Raw genomic sequence first — 20,674 nt, 5'->3', positions numbered from 1 at the left:
GTTATTCACAGAATAACTTTTGATTAATTCATTTCTGTTTTAGATAACTTCTCTAAATCTCCAATTATAACCTTAAGCATATCTAACTTTGCTTTAGCAAAATCATTTTCTGGCAACCATTCTATTCCCATCTCTAAGCATCTTTTAGTTTCATTGTACTCACTTATTAATTTATCTAATTCTTCTCTCATAATAATATCCTCCTACTCAACTGTTACTGACTTGGCTAAATTTCTTGGCTTATCAATATCGCAGCCTTTTTCCTTTGCTGTATAGTAAGCTAATAATTGCAATGCTACTACAGCCAAAACTGGAGCTACTATATCTGATATCTGTGGAATCCTAATTTCATAATCAAATACTGATTTGTCAAGTTCTTCTCCATGGTATCCTAACCCAATTATATTAGCACCTCTTGCTTTTACTTCAACCATGTTACTTACCATCTTGTCCTTAAGATCACCTTGAGTAAATAATCCTATTACTTTTGTACCTGGCTCAATTAAAGCTATTGTTCCATGCTTTAATTCTCCACCTGCATAAGCCTCACAATGAATATAAGATATCTCTTTTAGTTTTAGAGATCCCTCTAAAGCTAATGCATAGTCCATACCTCTTCCTAAGAAGAATAAATCTTCTTCTTTAGCTAACAACCTAGCTATATCTTCTATATTCTCTTTTTCTTCTAAAAGTTTTTCAATTCTATCTGGTAATATTAATAAAGCCCTTACAATCTCTTTTTCCTTTGTTTCTTCTAAAGTTCCTTTTATCTTTCCAAAGTATAAAGCTAATAAATGCATAACTACAACTTGTGTTGTATATGCCTTCGTAGATGCAACTGCTATTTCTGGTCCTGCCATTGTATAAATTACATCATTTGCTTCTCTCGAAATTGTACTTCCTACTACATTTGTTATTGCTAAAGTCCTTGCCCCTATCCTATTACAGTCTCTTAATGCAGCTAATGTATCTGCAGTTTCTCCTGACTGACTTACTATAATCACTAAAGATTTCTCTGTTACAAGTGGATTTCTATATCTAAATTCAGATGCTATATCTACTTCAACAGGAATCTTTGCCATTCTTTCAATTAATGTTTTCCCCATTAACCCTGCATGATAAGCAGTACCACAGGCTACTATAAACACTCTATCTACATTATCCAAGTCCTGCTTAGATAATTTAAAGTCATCAAAAAAGACACCATTCTCCATTGATACTCTAGAAGATATAGTGTCCTTAATAGCTTTTGGCTGCTCATGAATTTCTTTTAACATGAATGAATCATATCCACCCTTTTCAGCAGCATCCTCACTCCATGTTACTTTATAAATGTTCTTATCTATTCTATCTCCATTTGCACTTAAAATAGAAACTCCGTTTCTATCCATAACTACAAATTCATTATCATCTAAAAGATATACATCTCTTGTATAGTTAATTACTGCTGGAATATCTGAAGCAATAAAATTTTCTCCATTTCCTAATCCTACAATTAGTGGACTATCTTTTCTTACTGCTATTAGCTTGTCTTGTTCATCTCCACAAACTACTCCTAAAGCGTAACTTCCTTCTAGCTTCTTAGTAGCTTTTACAACAGCCTCAAAAAGATTTCCTTCATAATAATAGTGAATTAAATTTGGAACCACCTCAGTATCAGTTTCAGAAAAGAATTCATACCCTTCTGATATTAACCACTTTCTAAGTTCAAGGTAATTTTCAATAATTCCATTATGAACTACTGCTATATCTCCTTTTGAACTTTTATGTGGATGAGAGTTTCTATCTGATGGCTCTCCATGAGTAGCCCATCTAGTATGACCAATTCCTATAGTACCTTCTGAACTTTGAATTTTTAAAGCTCCTTCTAGATTTGAAAGTCTTCCCTTCTGCTTAACAAGAGATATACTTGTCCCATCTAAAACTGCAATACCTGCTGAATCATACCCTCTATACTCAAGTTTTGATAATCCATCTATTAAGAAAGATTTTGCTCCTTTATTTCCTACATATCCAACTATTCCGCACATATTTTTTCTTCCTTCCTTTTGTATCCTATATTTAATTGTCATCTTCTGTTAAGGCTTCTCCTAGCAAAATCATAAAAGGGTATAATAATCCTAGGACTCAAAAGCCATAACCTTGAAGGCTTTAACACCAAACTGGATTTGTGCTACGAATTGCTCCATAGTTTTGCCAGTTGTTTACGGTAGTGCGATACCGTGGGGCACCCGCCGAAAAGTTTCGATACTCCCCAACCTCGTCAACTATATAAAATATAGTTCTGGCGCTTTTATTTATTTTTAATTATTTTATTATCTATAAAAATCACTTCCATTCATTTTTATTTTATACCCTATTGAAAATTCTATCATAAATTTAAAATTTGTCTATAGTAATATTGTATATTTTTTCATTTTTCTTGTTACAATATTTTGTTCTTTATTTTAAAAACGATAGAGGTCTAGACATCTATTCTGCTATATAACTAGCTTAATGTATAATAGCTTGTATATAAAGTGTATATCTCTCCCAATTGATTGTCGTATATTTATACCATTATACAGTATAAATATACTGCGATTATAGTTTCTTTCAAACTTACCCTATCCTCTACCTTCAATCATATAACATAATTTAATTACATTACTTAGGCTTGTGAAAACCTTTATCAGACTTCCAATACCTTCGGTATTACTTATATAATAGGCGCATATAAGCAACCTCATATATTTCCCAAAGATCTTTGAGCATAATAAGATCGCCTTTCCTACTTCACAAAAAACAAACTGCATTAAGAAGTCTTTATATCTTTCTTAATGCAGTTCCATAAAATTTTAAGGGTAAATCTTAGCTATTATCTATTTAACTTTTGAGCTAGTTCAAAAGCTTGTTTTCTTATTTCCTGTGATTCTTCTACCTTATCTACATCAGTATTAGCAAATGTAATAATACCTTCACACTCAGTACTTAAATCCTTTAAAAAGTTAGTTAAAACTATTTCTCCGCCTAAAAATTGATTTTCAAAACTTGGGGCACCGCCTACCATAAGGATAGCACCTTTCTTTATAAACGATTCAGGCTTATCTTTTCTAACATGCCCAGCCCAATAAAGTTGGAACCTATCTATTAATACTTTCAATTCACCTGTTACACTATGGAAATACATAGGTGTAGCTACAACTATGTTGTCAGCTTCTTCATATTTTTTATATATTTCTTGCATTCCATCTTTGATTGAACATCCTTTCTTGTACCAGCAGAAACGACAATCTTTACATGGTGCTACATCTTTCATTCTGTAAGCATCAATAATTTCAACTTCTCCTTCTAATCCTTCAAGAAAAGCATTTAATAAAGCTTTAGTTTGTCCATTTTCTCTTGCAGCTCCAAATAGAACTAATGTCTTCATTCTCATTTCCTCCTTAAGTATATAAGTCTTTTTTTACTTCCTATCCTAATAACCATAAAATATTAGAACATAACAACTTAGTTTATATTGTAAACTAAGATTTCAAAAAAAATTAGATGTTTGCGTCATTTTAAATTGAGTACATAACTTTGTTTACATGTTAAACTATTGGTGTAAAAAATAAGTTTTTTTGCTATAATGTTATAATACTCTAATAATCGACATATGTCAACACTTTAACAATCATTTTGTATTTTCTTACATAAAATTTATCATTAGACAAATTCTTTGTTAAATCTTATAATTATTTATAGACATTTTTTTAATTAACTCTTTGTTTATAGAAAGGGATTTCAATGGAAATTAGAGAAACTAAAGACTTACGTTCTTTAAATAAAATTAAAATAATAGAATCAATACTTTTGAAAAAGCAGATTTCTAGAGCCGACCTATCTACATTAACTGGGTTAAACAAAGCTACAGTATCCATTATCGTAAAAGATCTTCTTGATTTAAATCTTATTCAAGAAAGTACTATAGGGGATTCTACAGGTGGCCGTAAACCTATTATGTTAGCCATAAAAGATGATATTGGCTATATGATTGCTATAGACTTAAATGTTAATACAATTGATGTTATCGTAACAGATTTATCCTGTAAAATTCTTTCTTCATATAACATCCTAATAAAAAACAAAAGTTTCGAGGATGCATTTAATGATTTATGTGCTTTATTAGAAAGAATAATTTCATCAATCCCTAAATGCCAATATAATTTAATTGGTATAAGCATTTCTGTTAGAGGGGTTATAGACCTAGATGAGGTAATTAGATTTATACCAGAGCTGGGTTGGAGAGATATTGATATAAAAAGTAAACTGGTTGAAAAATTCAACGTTCCAGTATACATAGAAAATGACGGTAACCTTTCGGCAATGGCAGAGCACGAACTTCTTCCTAACCAAAAAGATCTTATCGTCGTTACAATAGATGATGTTATTACTTCTGGTATTATAGCTAACGGAAACTTAGTTAAAGGTTATTTAGGATTTGCTAATGCTATTGGACATCATGTTATCGATTATGATGGAAAGAAATGTACTTGCGGAAAACAAGGTTGTTTAGAACAATATTGTTCTAATTTAGCAGTACTAGCTCATGTAAATAAAAAAATACATATACCAGATATAGAAACCTTTGTTGATCTTGTAAAAAGAAAGAATTCTTATGCGTTAGAAACACTAGATTACTTCATAAATCATCTAGCAATAGGGTTAACCAACTTAATTTTTATATTAAATCCAGAAATGATAGTTGTAAACTCATATATTCTTAACAAACTACCTAATGCAGTTAAGACATTGCAAGATAAAATTTTCTTACCAATCACAAGGTACCAAGATTTATGCGTATCTACACTGGGTAAGAATGCTCCTCTAATGGGTGCTTGTAGTGTATGTTTAAATCAGTTTTATAAAAATTTATTAATAACATAAAAGGAGCTGTAAACACAGCTCCTCTTTTCATTGGATATTAGATTTCATCTTGAGAAAATTTTAAAAAATGTAATACTGCAAATACTATTGCTGTACCTAAATACATAATTGAATATGTAGATGTTAAATTAGTAGTAATCATAGATAAGTTTGTAGGTATTTGAGCTACATGGATGATTCCAACAGTTGTTAACAAACTACCCATAACACACGTAGCAGCAACATTCTTCCACTTCTTATCTATTATAAATGCTATTATAGAACCAAAAATTATACCTATAAATGCAGAACCATGTGAGAATGTTTCAAATCCAGTCTTTTCTCCAAGTTGAGCTAATTGAGCAATATCATATGATACTGATTCTCCTAATAACGAACCTCCTGCTGTTATCCCAGCTGTGAATTTCCCCCATAGACCTTCAAGTAATAATGGTATCATAGATACTATTACTGCAGGATAATATTTAGATTTATTTACTTCAAAAGCTTGTGCTGTACTTGATAAACCTATAAATACTAGAACTGGTAGTGCAGCAACTTCTGGAATTAAAGCAGTTACTAAGGCTGCAACACCCGTAAGACCTATTAGTAAGTATACTCCTCCAACAGCCAAACTATATCCTGTACCAGCTTTAATTTCTTTCCATGCTGGATATCCCCAATATAATGCTAATGCAAACGGATTCCCAAATAACGCACTAATTGATGATATTAAACCAGCTGCTATTAATAATCTTGTAGGATTAAATTCATCTCCACATTCCTTAGCTTGCTCTACAGCTTGGATACCTGTAATAACTTCAGATATAGTAAATACTATAATAATAGGAAGATACTTCATAGCCTCGCTCATTACTGTAGGATTAAACATATCAAATGTTATCTTAGGCAAATAGAATCCTAAATTTTGAGTAGCAACACTAATTCCTGCTGGATCCATATTTCCTAATATCCAAGCAACTGCTGAGCCAATTGCTATAGCAATAAATGCAGATGGAACTTTACCAGTATTAATTTTAGCTAAATAAATAACTAATAAAACTATAAAGGATATCCATCCTATTAATGGCATTTGGAACATATCTATTAACGGATTTAATACTAAGAATACTATAGCCCCTCCAGCCAACGCTCCAAATAACGCTGATGATGGAATAACTTTTAATAAGAATTTAATTATGATTGCTCCTAATACAAATATAAATCCAGCTATAAAGTTAGCAAACACCCCTACATTGAATGCAAGCATAGCATCTCCTGTGCTTACATAAACAGGTACCATAATTGAGAATAACCAAATAAAAATACGTCCCGCTTGTAACCCAGCTGGCACTGCAACTAACCCTGGTTGATTTCTTTTCTTCGCTTCTCTTCTAGCATCATACCAAAAGAATCCATTTAAAAGTAATACCCCCAGCCCAATACCTGGCATCATTGTTCCAAATATTACATCAGATGAAATACATAAAGTTCCTGATAGTACAGCTATTGCAACAAGTATTTTTGAAAATCCATCGAAAAATGTACCTACTGTTGCATCAAAATCTGACGGAACAAATAAAGGTAACTTATTATTCTTTGTAGTCATTATTTTTTCTCCCCTCATACATCATTTGTATTTGGAGGTAAGCTTACTATCACGTAACCCTACCCCCATAACTTTGTTTTACTCGTAAATTAACTTGTGTCTAAAATAGAAGAAATGATCACTATGAGCATGGATTGATAGAACTCTTGTATGAGGATGATCCTCCGAAGTAAACTCTTTACCAAATTGTCCTATAGTCAGAGCTTTCCCTCCAATGTATAAACAAGAGTAGTTAAAGAACAATTCATCCATTAACTTTTCCCCTACTAAATAGTGCATGTAGGAAGGTGTTTCAACTAATAATCTATCTATTCCAAACTTCTTAAGTAAGTAGAATGCAACTGTTGAATCTGGAACTTGTTCTCCTGTAGCTATAACAATAACCTTTCCATCTGCATTCTTCATATTGTTTATCATTTCTTCAGTTACATCATCTTTAGATGCTAGAGGTCCTATAACAATATAAGGATTTTTAATATTTTCTTCTACGACCTTTAACCCTTCTTTAGATGTGCTAATCATTAATGGCAACTCTTTTTCATTGAACATTCTATGTTCAAAAGGGATATCCTTACCATTAAGTGAAGTTATAATATTCCATGGTACTGGATTCATTCCTTTTTCAATTCTTGCATCTTCAAGTTCTTGATCAAATATATGTCCAGTAAAGTCAGACTCAGCATTCATAGTTCCTGCTCCAACCATTACCCCATCACATACTGTCCTTAGTAGATTTAATATCCACCAATCAGCCATTGCTCCACCTTGTCCATATTTATTTAATCTAGATATTAATGGACCTTGTGGCGCATCTGAGAATGCAATTCTTCCGTCTATTGATGTAACTAATGAAGTAAAAGTATAAGGTCTATCTTCGTGTAACTTTTCAAATCTTAATTCTCCATCATATACATCTCTAATTTTTTTACAGTCTATATTTTCAACTTCAAAATTCTTTAAAGTTTCACTTGCATAAACTCTTTTTAATCCAACCTCTTCAACAGTAAGAGGCATTTTCTCTAATGATGTAGCCATGTAAACTTCCTCCTAATTCTTAATTATTTAGATTAAACTTCCACCGCATACTCCGATAGTTTCACCAGTAATAAATGAACTTTCGTTGCTTGCTAAGAATACTGCCGTATTAGCCATATCATCTATTGTTCCCATTCTGTTTAATGGATAAATACTAGCAAATTCTCTTCTTAATGCATCTGGATCTTCAGCTTTTTCAAATCTATCCTTAATCATTGGAGTTTCAACCAATCCTGGTAATAAGCAGTTAGCTCTAACAGTTGGAGCAAATTCTGCTGCTATACACTTAGTTAACATAATAACTGCTGCTTTACTTGGACAGTATCCTATTCTTTCTGGAATAGGTCTTACCCCTAAATCTGAACCTATATTTACTATTGCTGCTCCTTCTTGCTTCTTAAGCTCTCCAATAGCAGCTTTACACATGTTAAATACCCCAGTTACATTTATATCAAGTTGTCTCTTAAATTCTTCAACTGTACTTGTTTCCAGTGTTCCTATTAAAGTTATTCCTGCACAGTTTACAACTTTATCAATTTTTCCAAACTTCTCTACAGCAGCTTCCACTACCTTTGCAGCATCTTCAGGATTTGTTAAGTTCGCCTTTACATAAATAGCATTTTCATGTTCAAAGTTTAATTTTTCTTCAATCCCACACCCTACAACTTTAGCTCCTTCAGCTAAGAATTTTTTAGCAATTCCTTCTCCTATTCCAGAACTCGCTCCTGTTATAATTGCAACTTTATTTTCTAATCTCATATTCAATTTCTCCTTTATTTCACTTTATTTTGTATCTGAAAATGACTTAGCTAGAATTTCTAAGTTTAACTTTCCAGCCTTAAATACTTTTCCAGTTCTTTGATTTATTATTACTGTCTTAGCAGGTGAATACATTTCCATAGGAACCCTATAGAAATCACATCCATTTTCCTGATATATAGTCTTAAAGCTACTTCCATACATTGAGCACTTATCAGAAGTAATCTTATCTATTACTTTTTCAACTTCTTCATCTTCACAGTCAACTGTAAAAGTAGATTGTCCTCCATATATAAGAACATCATTTAATCTACCCATAGCAATTAAATCATCCTTAATCACTGGCGGAATCACACAGAATCCATGAGCTTCAACTATATTATCAAGATTAAACTTTTCTTCATGTAATCTATGTAAGGTTTGCTCAATTATTCTTGCTGATACTTGAACAGAACAAGCAATACTTCCACTTGCAGCTACTAGAATATAAAGATTGCAAGCATCAACACCTACTGCTTCAATAAGCTCTTCAACCTCTTCTTCTGCAAGCATTCGTCCCATCTCTACTGTAAGAACAGCCTCATGATGTTTATCTTCATAGTCAGAATACTTACTAAACCAATCTCCCTTTTTTCTTGCAAGAGTTCTTCCCGGACCTGCTAAAACGGGTGCGTACTTACCAGGCTTTAATTCCCACCCTGATATATTACATCCAGCTTGTTGAAGTACAACATTGTCTGAATATACATGAACCGCATTATAATACACTCCGTCTATCATTTCAGGGAATGTTTCATATGTTATTTCATTAAGGCCTCCATATAGTATTTCAGTCATTAATTTAGCTGTTCTCCAGCTACCTGGCATTTCCACACCACAATCAATAACATTTGCTCCAAGTACATTATGTACTTTTACTTTGTAACCCTCTGGGTCACTTACTAGCTTTTTAGCAAGCTTTACAGCTCTACTGTTAACACTAATCATATCAATACTCCTTTCTCAACTTACTTTTTCTTCTTTAAACTCCTCTAATAAATCAATATTAGGTTTGTCTATATAAGATTTATGATATGTAATCGCTGCTATAGCGAAATATCCAGCTGTTATTAAGATTACCTCTTTATTAATTACAAACATTTGCGAGCTATGTATTAACCCTATCAAAGAAGTTAACCCTAATGTTATTGCAAAAATAGCCCCTTCTTTATACTTCTTATCAATCACACACGCTAACCAACCTGCAATTAACAAACTCGATAAGAATGCCCCACTTCCTAGTATTTCAACACCTTTTATATATATATTAAATTCTGCAAATGCTTCTGGAGAAATATTCTCCACCTTTCCTCCAGCAGCTTGTACAGCAGATGAAATCATTGATTTCGTATGCTCAACCAATATAGGTAACATAGCTATTAATATTACAGGCATATATTTCTTATCTGTATCCTTAACTGTATCTATGGTTACAGATAAACCCACGAATATAAGTAATACCATTACAGTTTCATATGGAATTACATTCATCATTACTCCTGTTAATCCAGTTAAGCTTATAATTAGGTATGTAATACCAACAACTAATGAATATCCTCCTCTAGCATCAATTGCCTTCCAGCTAGGATGTCCACAATATACTGTTGTTGGAAACGGATTTCCTAGTAATGATCCTATAACAGTAAACATTCCATCCATTATCATAGATTGTTTTTCAGGATATGTATCTCCTGCTATTTTTGCACTTTCTACCCCTTGTAATGTTGTTAAGAAATTAGCTATTTGAAGCGGTATTATAATTGGTAAATAAGGTATTACATCTTTAAAACCTCTAAATATATCTTCTATAAATAAACTAGGAACCTGAAATCCTACGTCTGAAAAAGATGACATTAAGTTATCCAAATTCATATAACCTGTTGCCCATGCTACTACTGTACCTAAAGCGATTACTAATACTCCTGTTGGAATTTTATCAATACTTTGTTTTGCTTTTGCAATATAATTTATTATTACTACAAATAGTGGAACCATCGCTATTTCAGGTTTATCAAATACTATCATTATTCCAACTAAAGATAGCCACACAAAAGCTCCAGCTGCCATATTTCCCATTAGTGCACTTCTAGGAATAACTTTTAATAACCATCGTCCCATAAAAGCTCCCATAACCTCAATTATTCCACCAATGAATCCTGCAGAAAGCCCTACCCTAAACGCAAGCATCGGATCTCCTGTCTTCCAGTAAACAGGTCCCATAATAAGAAATAGCCAACTTATAACTACAGCTCCACCTATTCCAAATGGCTGTGCAGTAACATTACTTCTTTTCTCCTTCTTAGCTAATCTCCACGCTTCATAAAAATACCACAGGTTTCCTAAAAACGTTGCTATCCCTATAGCTGGCAAAATCTTCCCCATTACTATAGCTACCGGCATTCCAAAACCAAATATCATTATTCCTACTGCTGAGAAAACCTTTGAAAATCCATCAAAAAACAAGCCAAAACTAGCATCTAAATCTCCTTTGCCCCACCATTTGTACGTAAAATCCATTATTCCATCTCCCAATACCTTAGTTTACAACTTAAACTATGTTCTTAAATTTTTTTCTATCTATACAACTTAGTTTATCACTAAAACTAAGAGTGTAAAAAATATAATCATTTGTCTAATTATTAACTATCTTCATGTTAATAATTTAACACTATTCCATTTGACTTGTCAACATTATTTATATATTAATCAACATTTTTATACTAAAACAGACAAAGATGCCTCCTCAGAACGAAATACTTCCTTACCCTAATTTCTATATTATTGTTAAATTAAAACTTTCTATTAAATCACCAACTATTCTATCTACCACATATACTTAATGAGTTTTTAGATAGTTATTGGGCTTTGTTATGCAAACTTGCCCACTAAATCAAATCTAATGTGATTAGTACTCCTCAGATCAAAGGCTGACTGCCCACTTCCTTCAACTTCCACCTCACGATAATCCCCCTTGTCATTTGCTATATGGTTGGCACTATCAGCTACCATTACGGACTTTCACTGATTAGTGTACGCCTGGCTTCATAAGTCTGGTCCCTCCACCACTCTTAACAAAATTCTTTTTATTATATACAATTACAAAAACTTTTTAATTTATTTCTATTTAAAATCAATTCATCTTTTTGTTTTCTAGTTAATTGCTTTATTTCATACTCTCTTTTCATAGCTACCCTTTTATCCTCAAATTCTTCATAATAAACTAGTTCTAAAGGTCCTCTTCCTTTGGTATACTTAGCTCCCTTTCCATTACAATGATCCTTAAACCTTTTTTCCAAATTATTAGTCCAACCTGTATATAAAGAACCATCTCCACATTTTAATATATAAACATAATTCATAAACTCACCCTATCTAAAACTTATAAATCAAGTATAAAAGAAAACAAGAAAAATATAAAGAACCCGTTTATTCTCCAAGTGTTTTTACTAAAAATGAGCAAGGCATTTATTTCATACCTTGCTCTCTGAGATTATATTTAATTATTTATAAGTTTTTTCTTTATTGCTTTTAATACTAACTAATATACCACCTAGAGCTATTAATCCAATAATCATAGTTGTAAAAATAGTTGTTTGGTCACCAGTTTTAACCACGTCTCCACCTTCAGAATCTGTGCTTCCGTTAGGATCTCCTGGTGTTTGATCCTCTTGTTCTCCATCATTAGGGTTGTCTGGATTTACAGGTGTCTCTTGTTTTTGGTATACATATATTACAGTTTGAGTTTCTTTTTCAATAGCACCCTCTGCATTTTCAGGTGTTGTTTTTAATGTATATCCATCAAAACTTTTAGCTTCAGTAGTGTATGCTTCTCCTATTTCTCTTTCAATAACAATTGGATCACATAAATCTTCATTATTTTCATCCACGTATTTAACTGTTACTGTTCCTTTATCAGCAACATATTCTACGTTTTCATATTTACGGATTAAATTTTCAATTTCTTCTACTGTATAAAGAGTCTTATTGTTTGGTGTATCTAATAATACATTTAATTCATCAATATTCTTTTGAACATCTGGATTTTCTGTTTTTATATCAGCTAATCCCTTTTTTATAGTTTCCACTACAGTTTCATAATCAGCAGATGTATAATTCTTTTCTACCTGTTCTCCAAGTAAATCAGGTCTAGGAGATTCTACAGCATATGCCAAACGTTCAAACTCATCATATGATAGTTTGCTATCATATTCAGCTCCCCATGTTGTATATGCAAATCCAGCATAACGTGGGAATAATGTTCTAGATAGGACATATTCAGGAATATAACCATGTGCATCATCCCAAATGGGGAATACTTGTCCTTGTGCTTGGTCTAGGTTCTTATCTAGTACTTCATCTACATTATAGAATGGGTAACTGAAAGCTCCCTTAGAATAAGTATATCTTGTAAAGTTCTCATATAAGTTTTCTGGTAATGGTCTATCTAATTTATCGTTATTTTGTTGTGGCCATAAATCATGATAATTAGAAGAAGAACTAGACATTACGTTATATCCTGCATCCACGGCTTCTGACGCAATAATAGAACCATAAATACTTCCTGCCCAGAAATCGATAACAATTCTATCATCAAGATCAACAACACCATCAAAGGTAAACATATTGTCGTTCCATACTAATACTTTCATTCCTTTATCTAAGAATGGTTTAGCAGCTTCATTGAAGAATAACTTTAAAGCATCATTGTGATCAGCAGCTGGGTTACCAGTTACTTCTTGAGCCCAAGCAGCTAGCTTAGCTTTTCCTTCATCACCCCATCCTTTTGTTTGGAAGTATTCATCTCCACCAATATGGATTGTATCTGCCTGGAATAAGTCAGCGGCTTCCTCATAAATTGATAAGATATATTCTCTTACTTCTGGCTTAGAAAAATCAAGATTAGAGCAATTTTCAGTTATCTTCCATTCTTTATGATAGTCAGCCTCTTGTTCTGAATGACCTGGGAAATCAACTTCTGGAATAATTTCAATATTGAACTTATTTGCATAGTTTACAAGTTCGTCGATTTCTTCTGCAGTCCAGAAACCACCTTTTCTATCAACTAATTCAGGAGCAACTTTAGACTCATAACGTATACCTTCATTATCTTTAAGCCTTAATTGTAAAACATTTTGCTTATAATAAGCCATTTGCTCAATTTCTTTCTTTAGCCAATCAATTGAATAATATCTTCTTCCTGAATCCACTTGTAATCCACGAATATTTTGATCAGTATAATCTTTAACTATTCCACAATTTAAACTATCTCTTTGCGCAAAAGCTTGAAGAATTATCATGGATCCATTTTGAATTCCTTCAATATAATTAGAGTAGATAATTATTGAATCCTTAGCAATGTCAATTTGATATGCATCCTTTTCGCACTCTCTACCCTTAGATAAATCATTTAATTCAAACTGAATTGGTTGTTTATATAGTGTAATACCTTCTGCATCTTTTATATCATCTATAACATTAATTGTATAATTTTCAATTAACCCCTTAGCTTTCATCGAATCTGCTAAATATTCAGCTTTAGATTCAGAAAATTTATCAGTGGAAAACACTTGATTTTTCTTTGTTAATTTAAATTGTCCAGATGTTTGACTGAAGTTTTGTATAGCTGGCACAGTATTAGGGAAACCATTTGTATTTGCTTCATATCCTATAGTTTTTATATCTTCTGGATTAGATTCTACTTCTTTTATTTCTACATCATCAAAATAGAATACACCAGCACCATTCTCGTTGCCTGTCCATTCCATATATGCAAATGCATAAATTTGATCTGTTCTTGGTCCAGTAGTTATAGTATGAGTATTTGTTTGCCATTCAGTAGATTTTGCTTGATTAGTTTTAATATTTGATGCTAACTTCCAAGGTGAAGTTGAATATTGACCATCAACATCTAATACACCCGTAGACATTTTAACACCTGTCTCATTAAAGTAATGAGTTGTAACTTCATAAGTTGTATTTGGCTTAACGTTATCAATTACTACGTTTACACTACCCTTCCCGTAATTATAAGACCAAATAGGAATTTCATGTTCATCTGTAGGTTTTGGATTACCTACTTTTATAGAGTAATTTCCCTCATATGCCTTTTCATCTGTTCTTTCAGCTTTATATAACTGAACAGAATCCTTATCAATTGCATTTTCAAATGAAGGATTTTCTATGTAATCCTTTCCCCCTGCAAAAGCAAATTGACTTGACATACCTAATGTCATTGCAGCAACCATCATTGAGGCAATAATTTTCTTTTTCTTCATCTCATAATAATCCTTTCTTTTTGTATTTGGGATTTACTTCTTTACAATACTCCTTTTATTCCCCTCAAGTAATATTTTAACAACTAAGAAAACGTATTCCAATTATGTGTACAAATAGTATTCTCTGTTTTAAATTTCACTTTCATAAATTGAAAATAATATTTATTTTTGAAATATATAGTAATATATTAACCAATAAGAACGTATTTAGAAAAGGAGGGAAAGTCTAGTAAATAATACTAGAAAAGATTATGGCTGGATTCATTTATAAACTTCAAAACATTGTTAATACATCACCAGATAGTGATGATACAGATATTAATATAGCAAGATGTCTGCTAAAAAACATTGAAAATATCAAGAAAAATATATCTTTGCAAGAAATCTCTGAAATATGTTATACTTCTCCCGCTAGTATAAGTCGTTTTTCTCACAGATTAGGCTATTCAAACTTTAATGAGTTTAAACTAGATTGCTTAGGATTAAAAGAAGAACTTGATGAAATGATTATTGATAATAAAGCTTTTCAAAACATGGACTTGCCTTTATATGCAAAAAAGATTATAAATTGTTTTCAACAAGTTTGTGATGAAACTTTGGATTTAGATTTGGATCAACTTTGTAATATGATTCATGAAGCTAAACGTGTGATTGTTTTTGCAACTCATATTCCTGGAGACTTAGCAAATATTTTGCAAAGAGCACTTCTAGTGACTGGTAAATATGTTGAGTTTTATCCAAGAAAAGAACATCAAATAGAGATTGTAAAACAAGTAAGCGAAGATGATTTATGTATATTTATTTCTCTAGGTGGAATGTTGCTTATGGAAAAGTCTATAACAATACCTGCTATTATTTCTTCGGCAAGAAATGTTCTAATTACTCAAAATAGTCAAATTAAATTTTCTCATCAATTTACTAAAACAATTGTATTAGGTAATTATGATGAGGAAAGCTTAGGTAAATATAAGTTACTATTTTTTATTGATGGTTTAGTAAATAGATACTATAAAAAATATGTTGTTGCTAATTAAAAGAAGGTACATATTATTAAAGTTAAATAATACATAAATAGAGATTTCAATAGAAAAGAAGTTGATTATTGTTCTACTTCTTTTCTGTTCCATGATTTTTAGTAATTTAAACACTCATATCTAAGGGTTCTTTCTAGTTTTCTATCTATTAGGCAAGTATTTTTTCGAAAAAAAGAACAAGGTATTTATTTCACACCTTGCTCTTTGAAATTATATTTAATTCTGAAATCTTATCTTAATGATATTAGTTTCTTAAAGAGTTCTTCATAATTCTATACTGCTGTTCCCTCTTCTTTTTCAAATTGTGAATTATATAATTTAGAATAGAATCCACCCTTAGCTAATAGCTCTTCATGATTTCCTTGCTCAACTATATCACCTTGATCCATAACTAAGATTAAATCTGCATCACGAATTGTTGATAATCTATGAGCTATAATAAAGCTAGTTCTACCTTCCATTAAGTTATCCATAGCCTTTTGAATTAATACTTCTGTTCTTGTGTCTACTGAACTTGTAGCTTCATCAAGTATTAGTATCTTCGGATCTGCAAGTATAGCCCTAGCAATTGTTAGTAATTGCTTTTGTCCTTGAGAAACATTGCTTGCTTCCTCATTAAGCTCCATATTATATCCATCAGGTAATGTCTTAACAAAGTGATGTACATGAGCTGCTTTTGCCGCTTGGATTACTTCTTCATCTGTAGCATCTAATCTACCATATCTGATGTTTTCTTTAATACTTCCATTAAATAACCAAGTATCTTGAAGTACCATACCAAACATTTCTCTTAATTCACTTCTATTAAAATCTTTTATATTATGGCCATCTATTAAAATTTCACCACTATTTACATCATAGAATCTCATTAGAAGTTTTACCATAGTAGTCTTACCAGCTCCTGTAGGACCAACAATTGCAACCTTTTGACCTGGCTTTACATGAGCTGTAAAATCATTAATAATTGTCTTGTTTGGATTATATCCAAAATGAACATTATTAAAGTCTACTCTACCCTCTAACCCTTCTATGTGAACTGGATTTTCAACTGTTTGATCTTCCTCTTCCTCATCTAAGAATTCAAATACTCTTTCAGCAGCAGCTGCTGTAGATTGTAAAAGGTTAGTAACTTGAGCTACTTGTGTTATAGGTTGAGTAAAGTTTCTTATATACATAATAAATGATTGTATATCCCCAACTTCAATAGTTTTCTTAATAGTTAAGAAACCACCAAGTATAGCAACTGCAACATATCCTAAATTACCAATAAACATCATCATAGGTTGCATAATTCCTGATAGGAATTGTGATCTCCAAGCTGATCCATATAATTGATTATTTAGCTCATCAAATTCTTTTACAGCTTTTTCTTCACCATTAAAAGCTTTAACTATAGTATGACCACCATATAATTCTTCAACTTGACCATTAACATTTCCTAAATACTTTTGTTGATCTTTAAAGTATTTTTGTGACTTTTTAACTATACCCATTATTAGTCCCATTGATAATGGTAACATTAGTAAAGCAACAAGAGTCATTTGCCAACTTATGGATAACATCATTATTAATGCACCAATTATCATTGTTACAGAAGTAATAAGCTGATTCATACTTTGGTTCAAGCTTTGCCCTAGAGTATCTATATCATTTGTAAATCTTGATAAAACTTCTCCATGAGTCTTTGTATCAAAGTATTTCATTGGCATTCTATTTATCTTTTCTGATAAATCTTTTCTAAGGTTATAACATATTTTTTGTGTTATTCCACTCATTATTATTCCTTGAATAAATGAGAATATAGCACTAATAACATATAATCCTATTAGGAATAAAAGTATTTGACCTACTCTATCGAAATTTATTCCTCCACCTTCTACTCCGGTTACCTTTTCCACTAATCCATTAAATATTTCTGTAGTTGCTTCACCTGAAATCTTAGGTCCAACTATTGAGAAAGCAGCACTTCCAAATGCAAAAATAATTATACCAATTAAAGCAACTTTAAAGTCTGCAATATATTTTAAAAGCTTTTTCATTGTGCCCTTAAAGTCTTTTGCCTTTTCTCCACCACGCATTCCTGCCATAGGACCGTGTCCACCAAATCCTCTTTTCATTCCGCCACTTTTATTATTGCTCATTTTCTAGCTCCTCCTTTGAAAGTTGTGATAAAGCTATTTGCTTATAAACTTCACAGTTCTTTAGAAGCTCATTATGAGTTCCTTTTCCAACTACTTTTCCTTCATCTAAAACAATAATTTGATCTGCATGTAAAATAGTACTAATTCTTTGCGCAACTATTAATACTGTACTATCACTTGTTTCTTGCTTAAGCGCCTTACGTAATGCTGAATCAGTCTTAAAGTCTAAAGCAGAGAAACTATCATCAAATATATAAATTTCTGGATTCTTAGCTATTGCTCTTGCAATAGAAAGTCTTTGTTTTTGTCCACCTGATACATTTGTACCGCCTTGAGAAATTTCAGTTTCAAATCTTTCAGGTTTTGAAGAAATAAAATCTATTGCCTGTGCTATCTCAGCAGCCCTTACTATTTCTACATCAGTAGCTTCTTCTCTACCATATCTTAAATTTGAATCTATTGTTCCAGAGAATAATATTCCCTTTTGAGGAACATATCCTATCTTCTCTCTTAAATCATGTTGAGATACATTTCTAACATCTACACCATCAACCTTAATACTACCTTCTGTAACATCATAAAAACGTGGTATTAAATTAATTAGTGTTGACTTACCACTACCTGTACTACCAATAAATGCTGTCGTTTCTCCTGGTTTTGCAACAAAAGAAATATCACTTAAAACATCTTCTTCAGCATTTGGATATTTGAATGATACATTATTAAATTCAATATACCCCTTTTTATCTTCTTTAAAGTTTTCTGTTTGTTCTTTATCTTCTATTATTAAATCTGTAGATATTACTTCATCAACACGTTGTACACAAACAGCTGCTCTTGGAAGCATTATTGATATTGCAGATATCATTAAGAATGACATTATTATTTGCATTGTATATTGAATAAATGCCATCATATCTCCAACTTGCATTGCTCCTGAATCTACTCCATGTGCACCATTCCACATTATAAGAACGCTAATACCATTCATAACAAGCATCATAGCTGGCATCATACAAGCCATTACTCTATTTACAAATATATTTGTCTTAGTTAAATCTAAGTTTGCTTTATCAAATCTTTTTTCTTCATATTTTTGAGTACTAAATGCACGTATAACAGGTATACCAGTTAATATTTCACGTGTTACTAAGTTAACTCTATCTACTAATTTTTGAACAACCTTAAACTTAGGCATTACAACAATAAATAAGATCATTACTAATGAAAGTATTGCTATTACTGCTACTGCTATAATCCAAGTCATTGATGTATTAGTCTTAGTTACCTTTATTATTCCTCCTATTGCTATAATAGGTGAATAAATAACTACTCTTAACATCATTACCATTAACATTTGAACTTGTTGAATATCGTTTGTACTACGTGTAATTAATGACGCTGTAGAGAATTTGTCCATCTCTGTATTAGAAAATGACATTACCTTATTAAATACTTTACTTCTTAAATTTCTACCTAAAGTAGCTGCAACCCTAGCTCCTAAAAATCCAACAACTATAGTTGCTATTGCACTTAATAACGCAATACCTAACATCTTAGCTCCAGCTAAAAACATATAGTTCGTTTGAAGCTTATCTGTATTAATTCCTAAGTTTTCATATTCTCCTCTTACATAAGAAATAGCACTTTGTGTTATTATGCTATCTGGCATAGCACTAAACTTTTCATCAATGGTTTTTCTCACTTCTGACAAATTTTCCTTTGGCATTAACGAGAATACTTCAAACATATCCACATCACCATTTTGAATCATTTGTGGTGGTAAATTAGCTAACATTTCTTCCTTTATCTTTTTAGTTTCTTCACTATCATTTTCAAAACCTTTTACTACTAGCATAGGCTTACCAAAAATACTACTTAACTCTTCTATAATTGTCTTATCTTTTGTATTAAGTTCGTATATAGGTTCATCTCCTGTTAAATCCTTATCTGAAAGAGACGCTTTATCTAAATAATTATAATTACTTAATACTGTATTCTTATCACTTTCTTCCATCAAAAGCATAAGCTTATCCATTTCACTAGCTCTTATTACATCTGGAACAGGATTTTCAACTCCTCCTTGTTGTATACCAACATTAACTACCTTAGAAGTATAATCTGGTAAGGATAAATCACATACTGCTTGCCCTATTAAGAATAGAACTATTACTAAAATTGGTACAATTGATTTCTTTAAATACTTTAAAAGCTTTAGCATATCCTTTCTCCTCTCTCTGTCTACTTATGATGATTACAAAAATTTATATTTTTATCTTTTCCACAAGCTTCCTCTAAATTTTCTCTTAATTGCATCATTAATCTTCGAAGTAGTAGTTTTTCTTCAAACGTAAAATTTCTAAAAGCCTCTTCTTCTATCTGATCATGTACAGTTTTTAATTTCTCACAAATTTCTCTTCCTGCATCTGTGATAAAAATTCTTGAGATTCTTTGATCTTTCTCATCTTGTTCTCTTTTTATTAAGCCAGTTTTCTCCATTCTCTTAATCATTACAGCCATTGTAGATGCCTTAACATTAAGATTTTCTGATAATTCTCTCTGACTTTGACCATTCTTCTTATTTAAAGAAAATAATAATGGAGGCTGTCCTGGATACAAACCAGTTTCTTCAAGTAATGAATGGGTTCTTATAAAATGAAGTCGCATAACTTGAGAAAAAACATACCTCAAAGATTCTTCATCATCTATGTTTTTGTCCATAATTAACCCTCCTTTAATTAGTCGACTAACTATTATAATAATGCATAATATTTTATTCTTCAATATTTTGTGCGTTATTTAATAATTTCTTCATAAAATAATTCTTAGCCGACTAACCTTTGTAAACAATACCATATATTATATTTCTTGATTCTCAACAAAAAAGCAAAAGTA

Annotated in this window: 15 protein-coding genes; 2 read left to right on the top strand and 13 right to left on the bottom strand. The window is 31.5% G+C overall.

Going from position 1 to position 20,674, the window contains the following annotated elements; genetic code table 11:
• Nucleotides 1–23: 23 nt before the first annotated feature.
• The 3 genes from I4V16_RS10825 to I4V16_RS10815 all read right to left on the bottom strand — a co-directional run bounded on the left by I4V16_RS10825 (nt 24) and on the right by I4V16_RS10815 (nt 3,412).
• Complete coding sequence (locus I4V16_RS10825) at nt 24–191, bottom strand: hypothetical protein (RefSeq protein WP_165438820.1); 168 nt, start codon at nt 189–191, stop codon at nt 24–26.
• 12 nt (nt 192–203) lie between these two features.
• A complete protein-coding gene (gene glmS, locus I4V16_RS10820; protein WP_111937950.1) occupies nt 204–2,030 on the bottom strand; it encodes a glutamine--fructose-6-phosphate transaminase (isomerizing) in 1,827 nt (608 codons plus the stop codon).
• An 827-nt stretch (nt 2,031–2,857) separates the two neighbouring features.
• Complete coding sequence (locus I4V16_RS10815) at nt 2,858–3,412, bottom strand: flavodoxin family protein (RefSeq protein WP_049180547.1); 555 nt, start codon at nt 3,410–3,412, stop codon at nt 2,858–2,860.
• A gap of 356 nt (nt 3,413–3,768) precedes the next feature.
• Between I4V16_RS10815 and I4V16_RS10810 the strand changes: the two genes are divergently transcribed.
• A complete protein-coding gene (locus I4V16_RS10810; protein WP_111937941.1) occupies nt 3,769–4,908 on the top strand; it encodes an ROK family protein in 1,140 nt (379 codons plus the stop codon).
• 37 nt (nt 4,909–4,945) lie between these two features.
• On the opposite strand, the gene I4V16_RS10805 is transcribed toward I4V16_RS10810, so the two are convergent.
• From I4V16_RS10805 to I4V16_RS10775, 7 genes are all read right to left on the bottom strand, one after another.
• Complete coding sequence (locus tag I4V16_RS10805) at nt 4,946–6,496, bottom strand: permease (RefSeq protein WP_111937940.1); 1,551 nt, start codon at nt 6,494–6,496, stop codon at nt 4,946–4,948.
• Nucleotides 6,497–6,574: 78 nt separating this feature from the next.
• Nucleotides 6,575–7,531 (bottom strand): dihydrofolate reductase family protein, encoded by a 957-nt coding sequence (locus I4V16_RS10800; protein WP_111937939.1) that lies wholly within the window; start codon nt 7,529–7,531, stop codon nt 6,575–6,577.
• A 27-nt stretch (nt 7,532–7,558) separates the two neighbouring features.
• Nucleotides 7,559–8,290, bottom strand: a complete 732-nt coding sequence (locus I4V16_RS10795) for an SDR family oxidoreductase (RefSeq protein ID WP_111937938.1) — start codon at nt 8,288–8,290, stop codon at nt 7,559–7,561.
• A gap of 24 nt (nt 8,291–8,314) precedes the next feature.
• Complete coding sequence (gene mch, locus I4V16_RS10790) at nt 8,315–9,277, bottom strand: methenyltetrahydromethanopterin cyclohydrolase (RefSeq protein WP_111937937.1); 963 nt, start codon at nt 9,275–9,277, stop codon at nt 8,315–8,317.
• Nucleotides 9,278–9,292: 15 nt separating this feature from the next.
• Nucleotides 9,293–10,846 (bottom strand): uracil permease, encoded by a 1,554-nt coding sequence (locus tag I4V16_RS10785; protein ID WP_195573192.1) that lies wholly within the window; start codon nt 10,844–10,846, stop codon nt 9,293–9,295.
• Nucleotides 10,847–11,415: 569 nt separating this feature from the next.
• Entirely contained in the window at nt 11,416–11,688 is a 273-nt protein-coding gene (locus tag I4V16_RS10780; protein ID WP_049180537.1) for a GIY-YIG nuclease family protein, read from the bottom strand.
• 141 nt (nt 11,689–11,829) lie between these two features.
• On the bottom strand, nt 11,830–14,604 hold the full coding sequence (locus tag I4V16_RS10775) for a family 20 glycosylhydrolase (protein ID WP_195573190.1): 2,775 nt from the start codon (nt 14,602–14,604) through the stop codon (nt 11,830–11,832).
• A gap of 251 nt (nt 14,605–14,855) precedes the next feature.
• Between I4V16_RS10775 and I4V16_RS10770 the strand changes: the two genes are divergently transcribed.
• Entirely contained in the window at nt 14,856–15,638 is a 783-nt protein-coding gene (locus I4V16_RS10770; protein ID WP_111937935.1) for a MurR/RpiR family transcriptional regulator, read from the top strand.
• Nucleotides 15,639–15,910: 272 nt separating this feature from the next.
• On the opposite strand, the gene I4V16_RS10765 is transcribed toward I4V16_RS10770, so the two are convergent.
• From I4V16_RS10765 to I4V16_RS10755, 3 genes are read right to left on the bottom strand one after another with little or no spacing between them, the layout of a single operon-like run.
• Complete coding sequence (locus I4V16_RS10765; protein ID WP_111937949.1) at nt 15,911–17,755, bottom strand: ABC transporter ATP-binding protein; 1,845 nt, start codon at nt 17,753–17,755, stop codon at nt 15,911–15,913.
• Between the two features lie 13 nt (nt 17,756–17,768).
• Nucleotides 17,769–20,000 (bottom strand): ABC transporter ATP-binding protein, encoded by a 2,232-nt coding sequence (locus tag I4V16_RS10760; RefSeq protein ID WP_195573188.1) that lies wholly within the window; start codon nt 19,998–20,000, stop codon nt 17,769–17,771.
• Nucleotides 20,001–20,020: 20 nt separating this feature from the next.
• The gene (locus tag I4V16_RS10755) at nt 20,021–20,500 is read right to left on the bottom strand and encodes a MarR family transcriptional regulator (protein WP_049180533.1); all 480 of its coding nucleotides are present in this window, start codon (nt 20,498–20,500) and stop codon (nt 20,021–20,023) included.
• Between the last annotated feature and the right edge of the window lie 174 nt (nt 20,501–20,674).

Origin of the sequence: Clostridium sp. 1001283B150210_160208_E6, from assembly GCF_015669365.1 — a bacterium.
Classification (GTDB): Bacteria; Bacillota; Clostridia; order Clostridiales; family Clostridiaceae; genus Clostridium; species Clostridium paraputrificum.
The sequence above is the reverse complement of the archived record's forward strand: the minus strand, read 5'-3'. Positions and strand labels throughout refer to the sequence as shown.

What these genes read in the sequence shown, in the direction of transcription:
- I4V16_RS10825 (WP_165438820.1), bottom strand. Translation starts at nt 191, where the DNA reads ATGAGAGAAGAATTAGATAAATTAATAAGTGAGTACAATGAAACTAAA.
- glmS (WP_111937950.1), bottom strand. Translation starts at nt 2,030, where the DNA reads ATGTGCGGAATAGTTGGATATGTAGGAAATAAAGGAGCAAAATCTTTC.
- I4V16_RS10815 (WP_049180547.1), bottom strand. Translation starts at nt 3,412, where the DNA reads ATGAAGACATTAGTTCTATTTGGAGCTGCAAGAGAAAATGGACAAACT.
- I4V16_RS10810 (WP_111937941.1), top strand. Translation starts at nt 3,769, where the DNA reads ATGGAAATTAGAGAAACTAAAGACTTACGTTCTTTAAATAAAATTAAA.
- I4V16_RS10805 (WP_111937940.1), bottom strand. Translation starts at nt 6,496, where the DNA reads ATGACTACAAAGAATAATAAGTTACCTTTATTTGTTCCGTCAGATTTT.
- I4V16_RS10800 (WP_111937939.1), bottom strand. Translation starts at nt 7,531, where the DNA reads ATGGCTACATCATTAGAGAAAATGCCTCTTACTGTTGAAGAGGTTGGA.
- I4V16_RS10795 (WP_111937938.1), bottom strand. Translation starts at nt 8,290, where the DNA reads ATGAGATTAGAAAATAAAGTTGCAATTATAACAGGAGCGAGTTCTGGA.
- mch (WP_111937937.1), bottom strand. Translation starts at nt 9,277, where the DNA reads ATGATTAGTGTTAACAGTAGAGCTGTAAAGCTTGCTAAAAAGCTAGTA.
- I4V16_RS10785 (WP_195573192.1), bottom strand. Translation starts at nt 10,846, where the DNA reads ATGGATTTTACGTACAAATGGTGGGGCAAAGGAGATTTAGATGCTAGT.
- I4V16_RS10780 (WP_049180537.1), bottom strand. Translation starts at nt 11,688, where the DNA reads ATGAATTATGTTTATATATTAAAATGTGGAGATGGTTCTTTATATACA.
- I4V16_RS10775 (WP_195573190.1), bottom strand. Translation starts at nt 14,604, where the DNA reads ATGAAGAAAAAGAAAATTATTGCCTCAATGATGGTTGCTGCAATGACA.
- I4V16_RS10770 (WP_111937935.1), top strand. Translation starts at nt 14,856, where the DNA reads ATGGCTGGATTCATTTATAAACTTCAAAACATTGTTAATACATCACCA.
- I4V16_RS10765 (WP_111937949.1), bottom strand. Translation starts at nt 17,755, where the DNA reads ATGAAAAGAGGATTTGGTGGACACGGTCCTATGGCAGGAATGCGTGGT.
- I4V16_RS10760 (WP_195573188.1), bottom strand. Translation starts at nt 20,000, where the DNA reads ATGCTAAAGCTTTTAAAGTATTTAAAGAAATCAATTGTACCAATTTTA.
- I4V16_RS10755 (WP_049180533.1), bottom strand. Translation starts at nt 20,500, where the DNA reads ATGGACAAAAACATAGATGATGAAGAATCTTTGAGGTATGTTTTTTCT.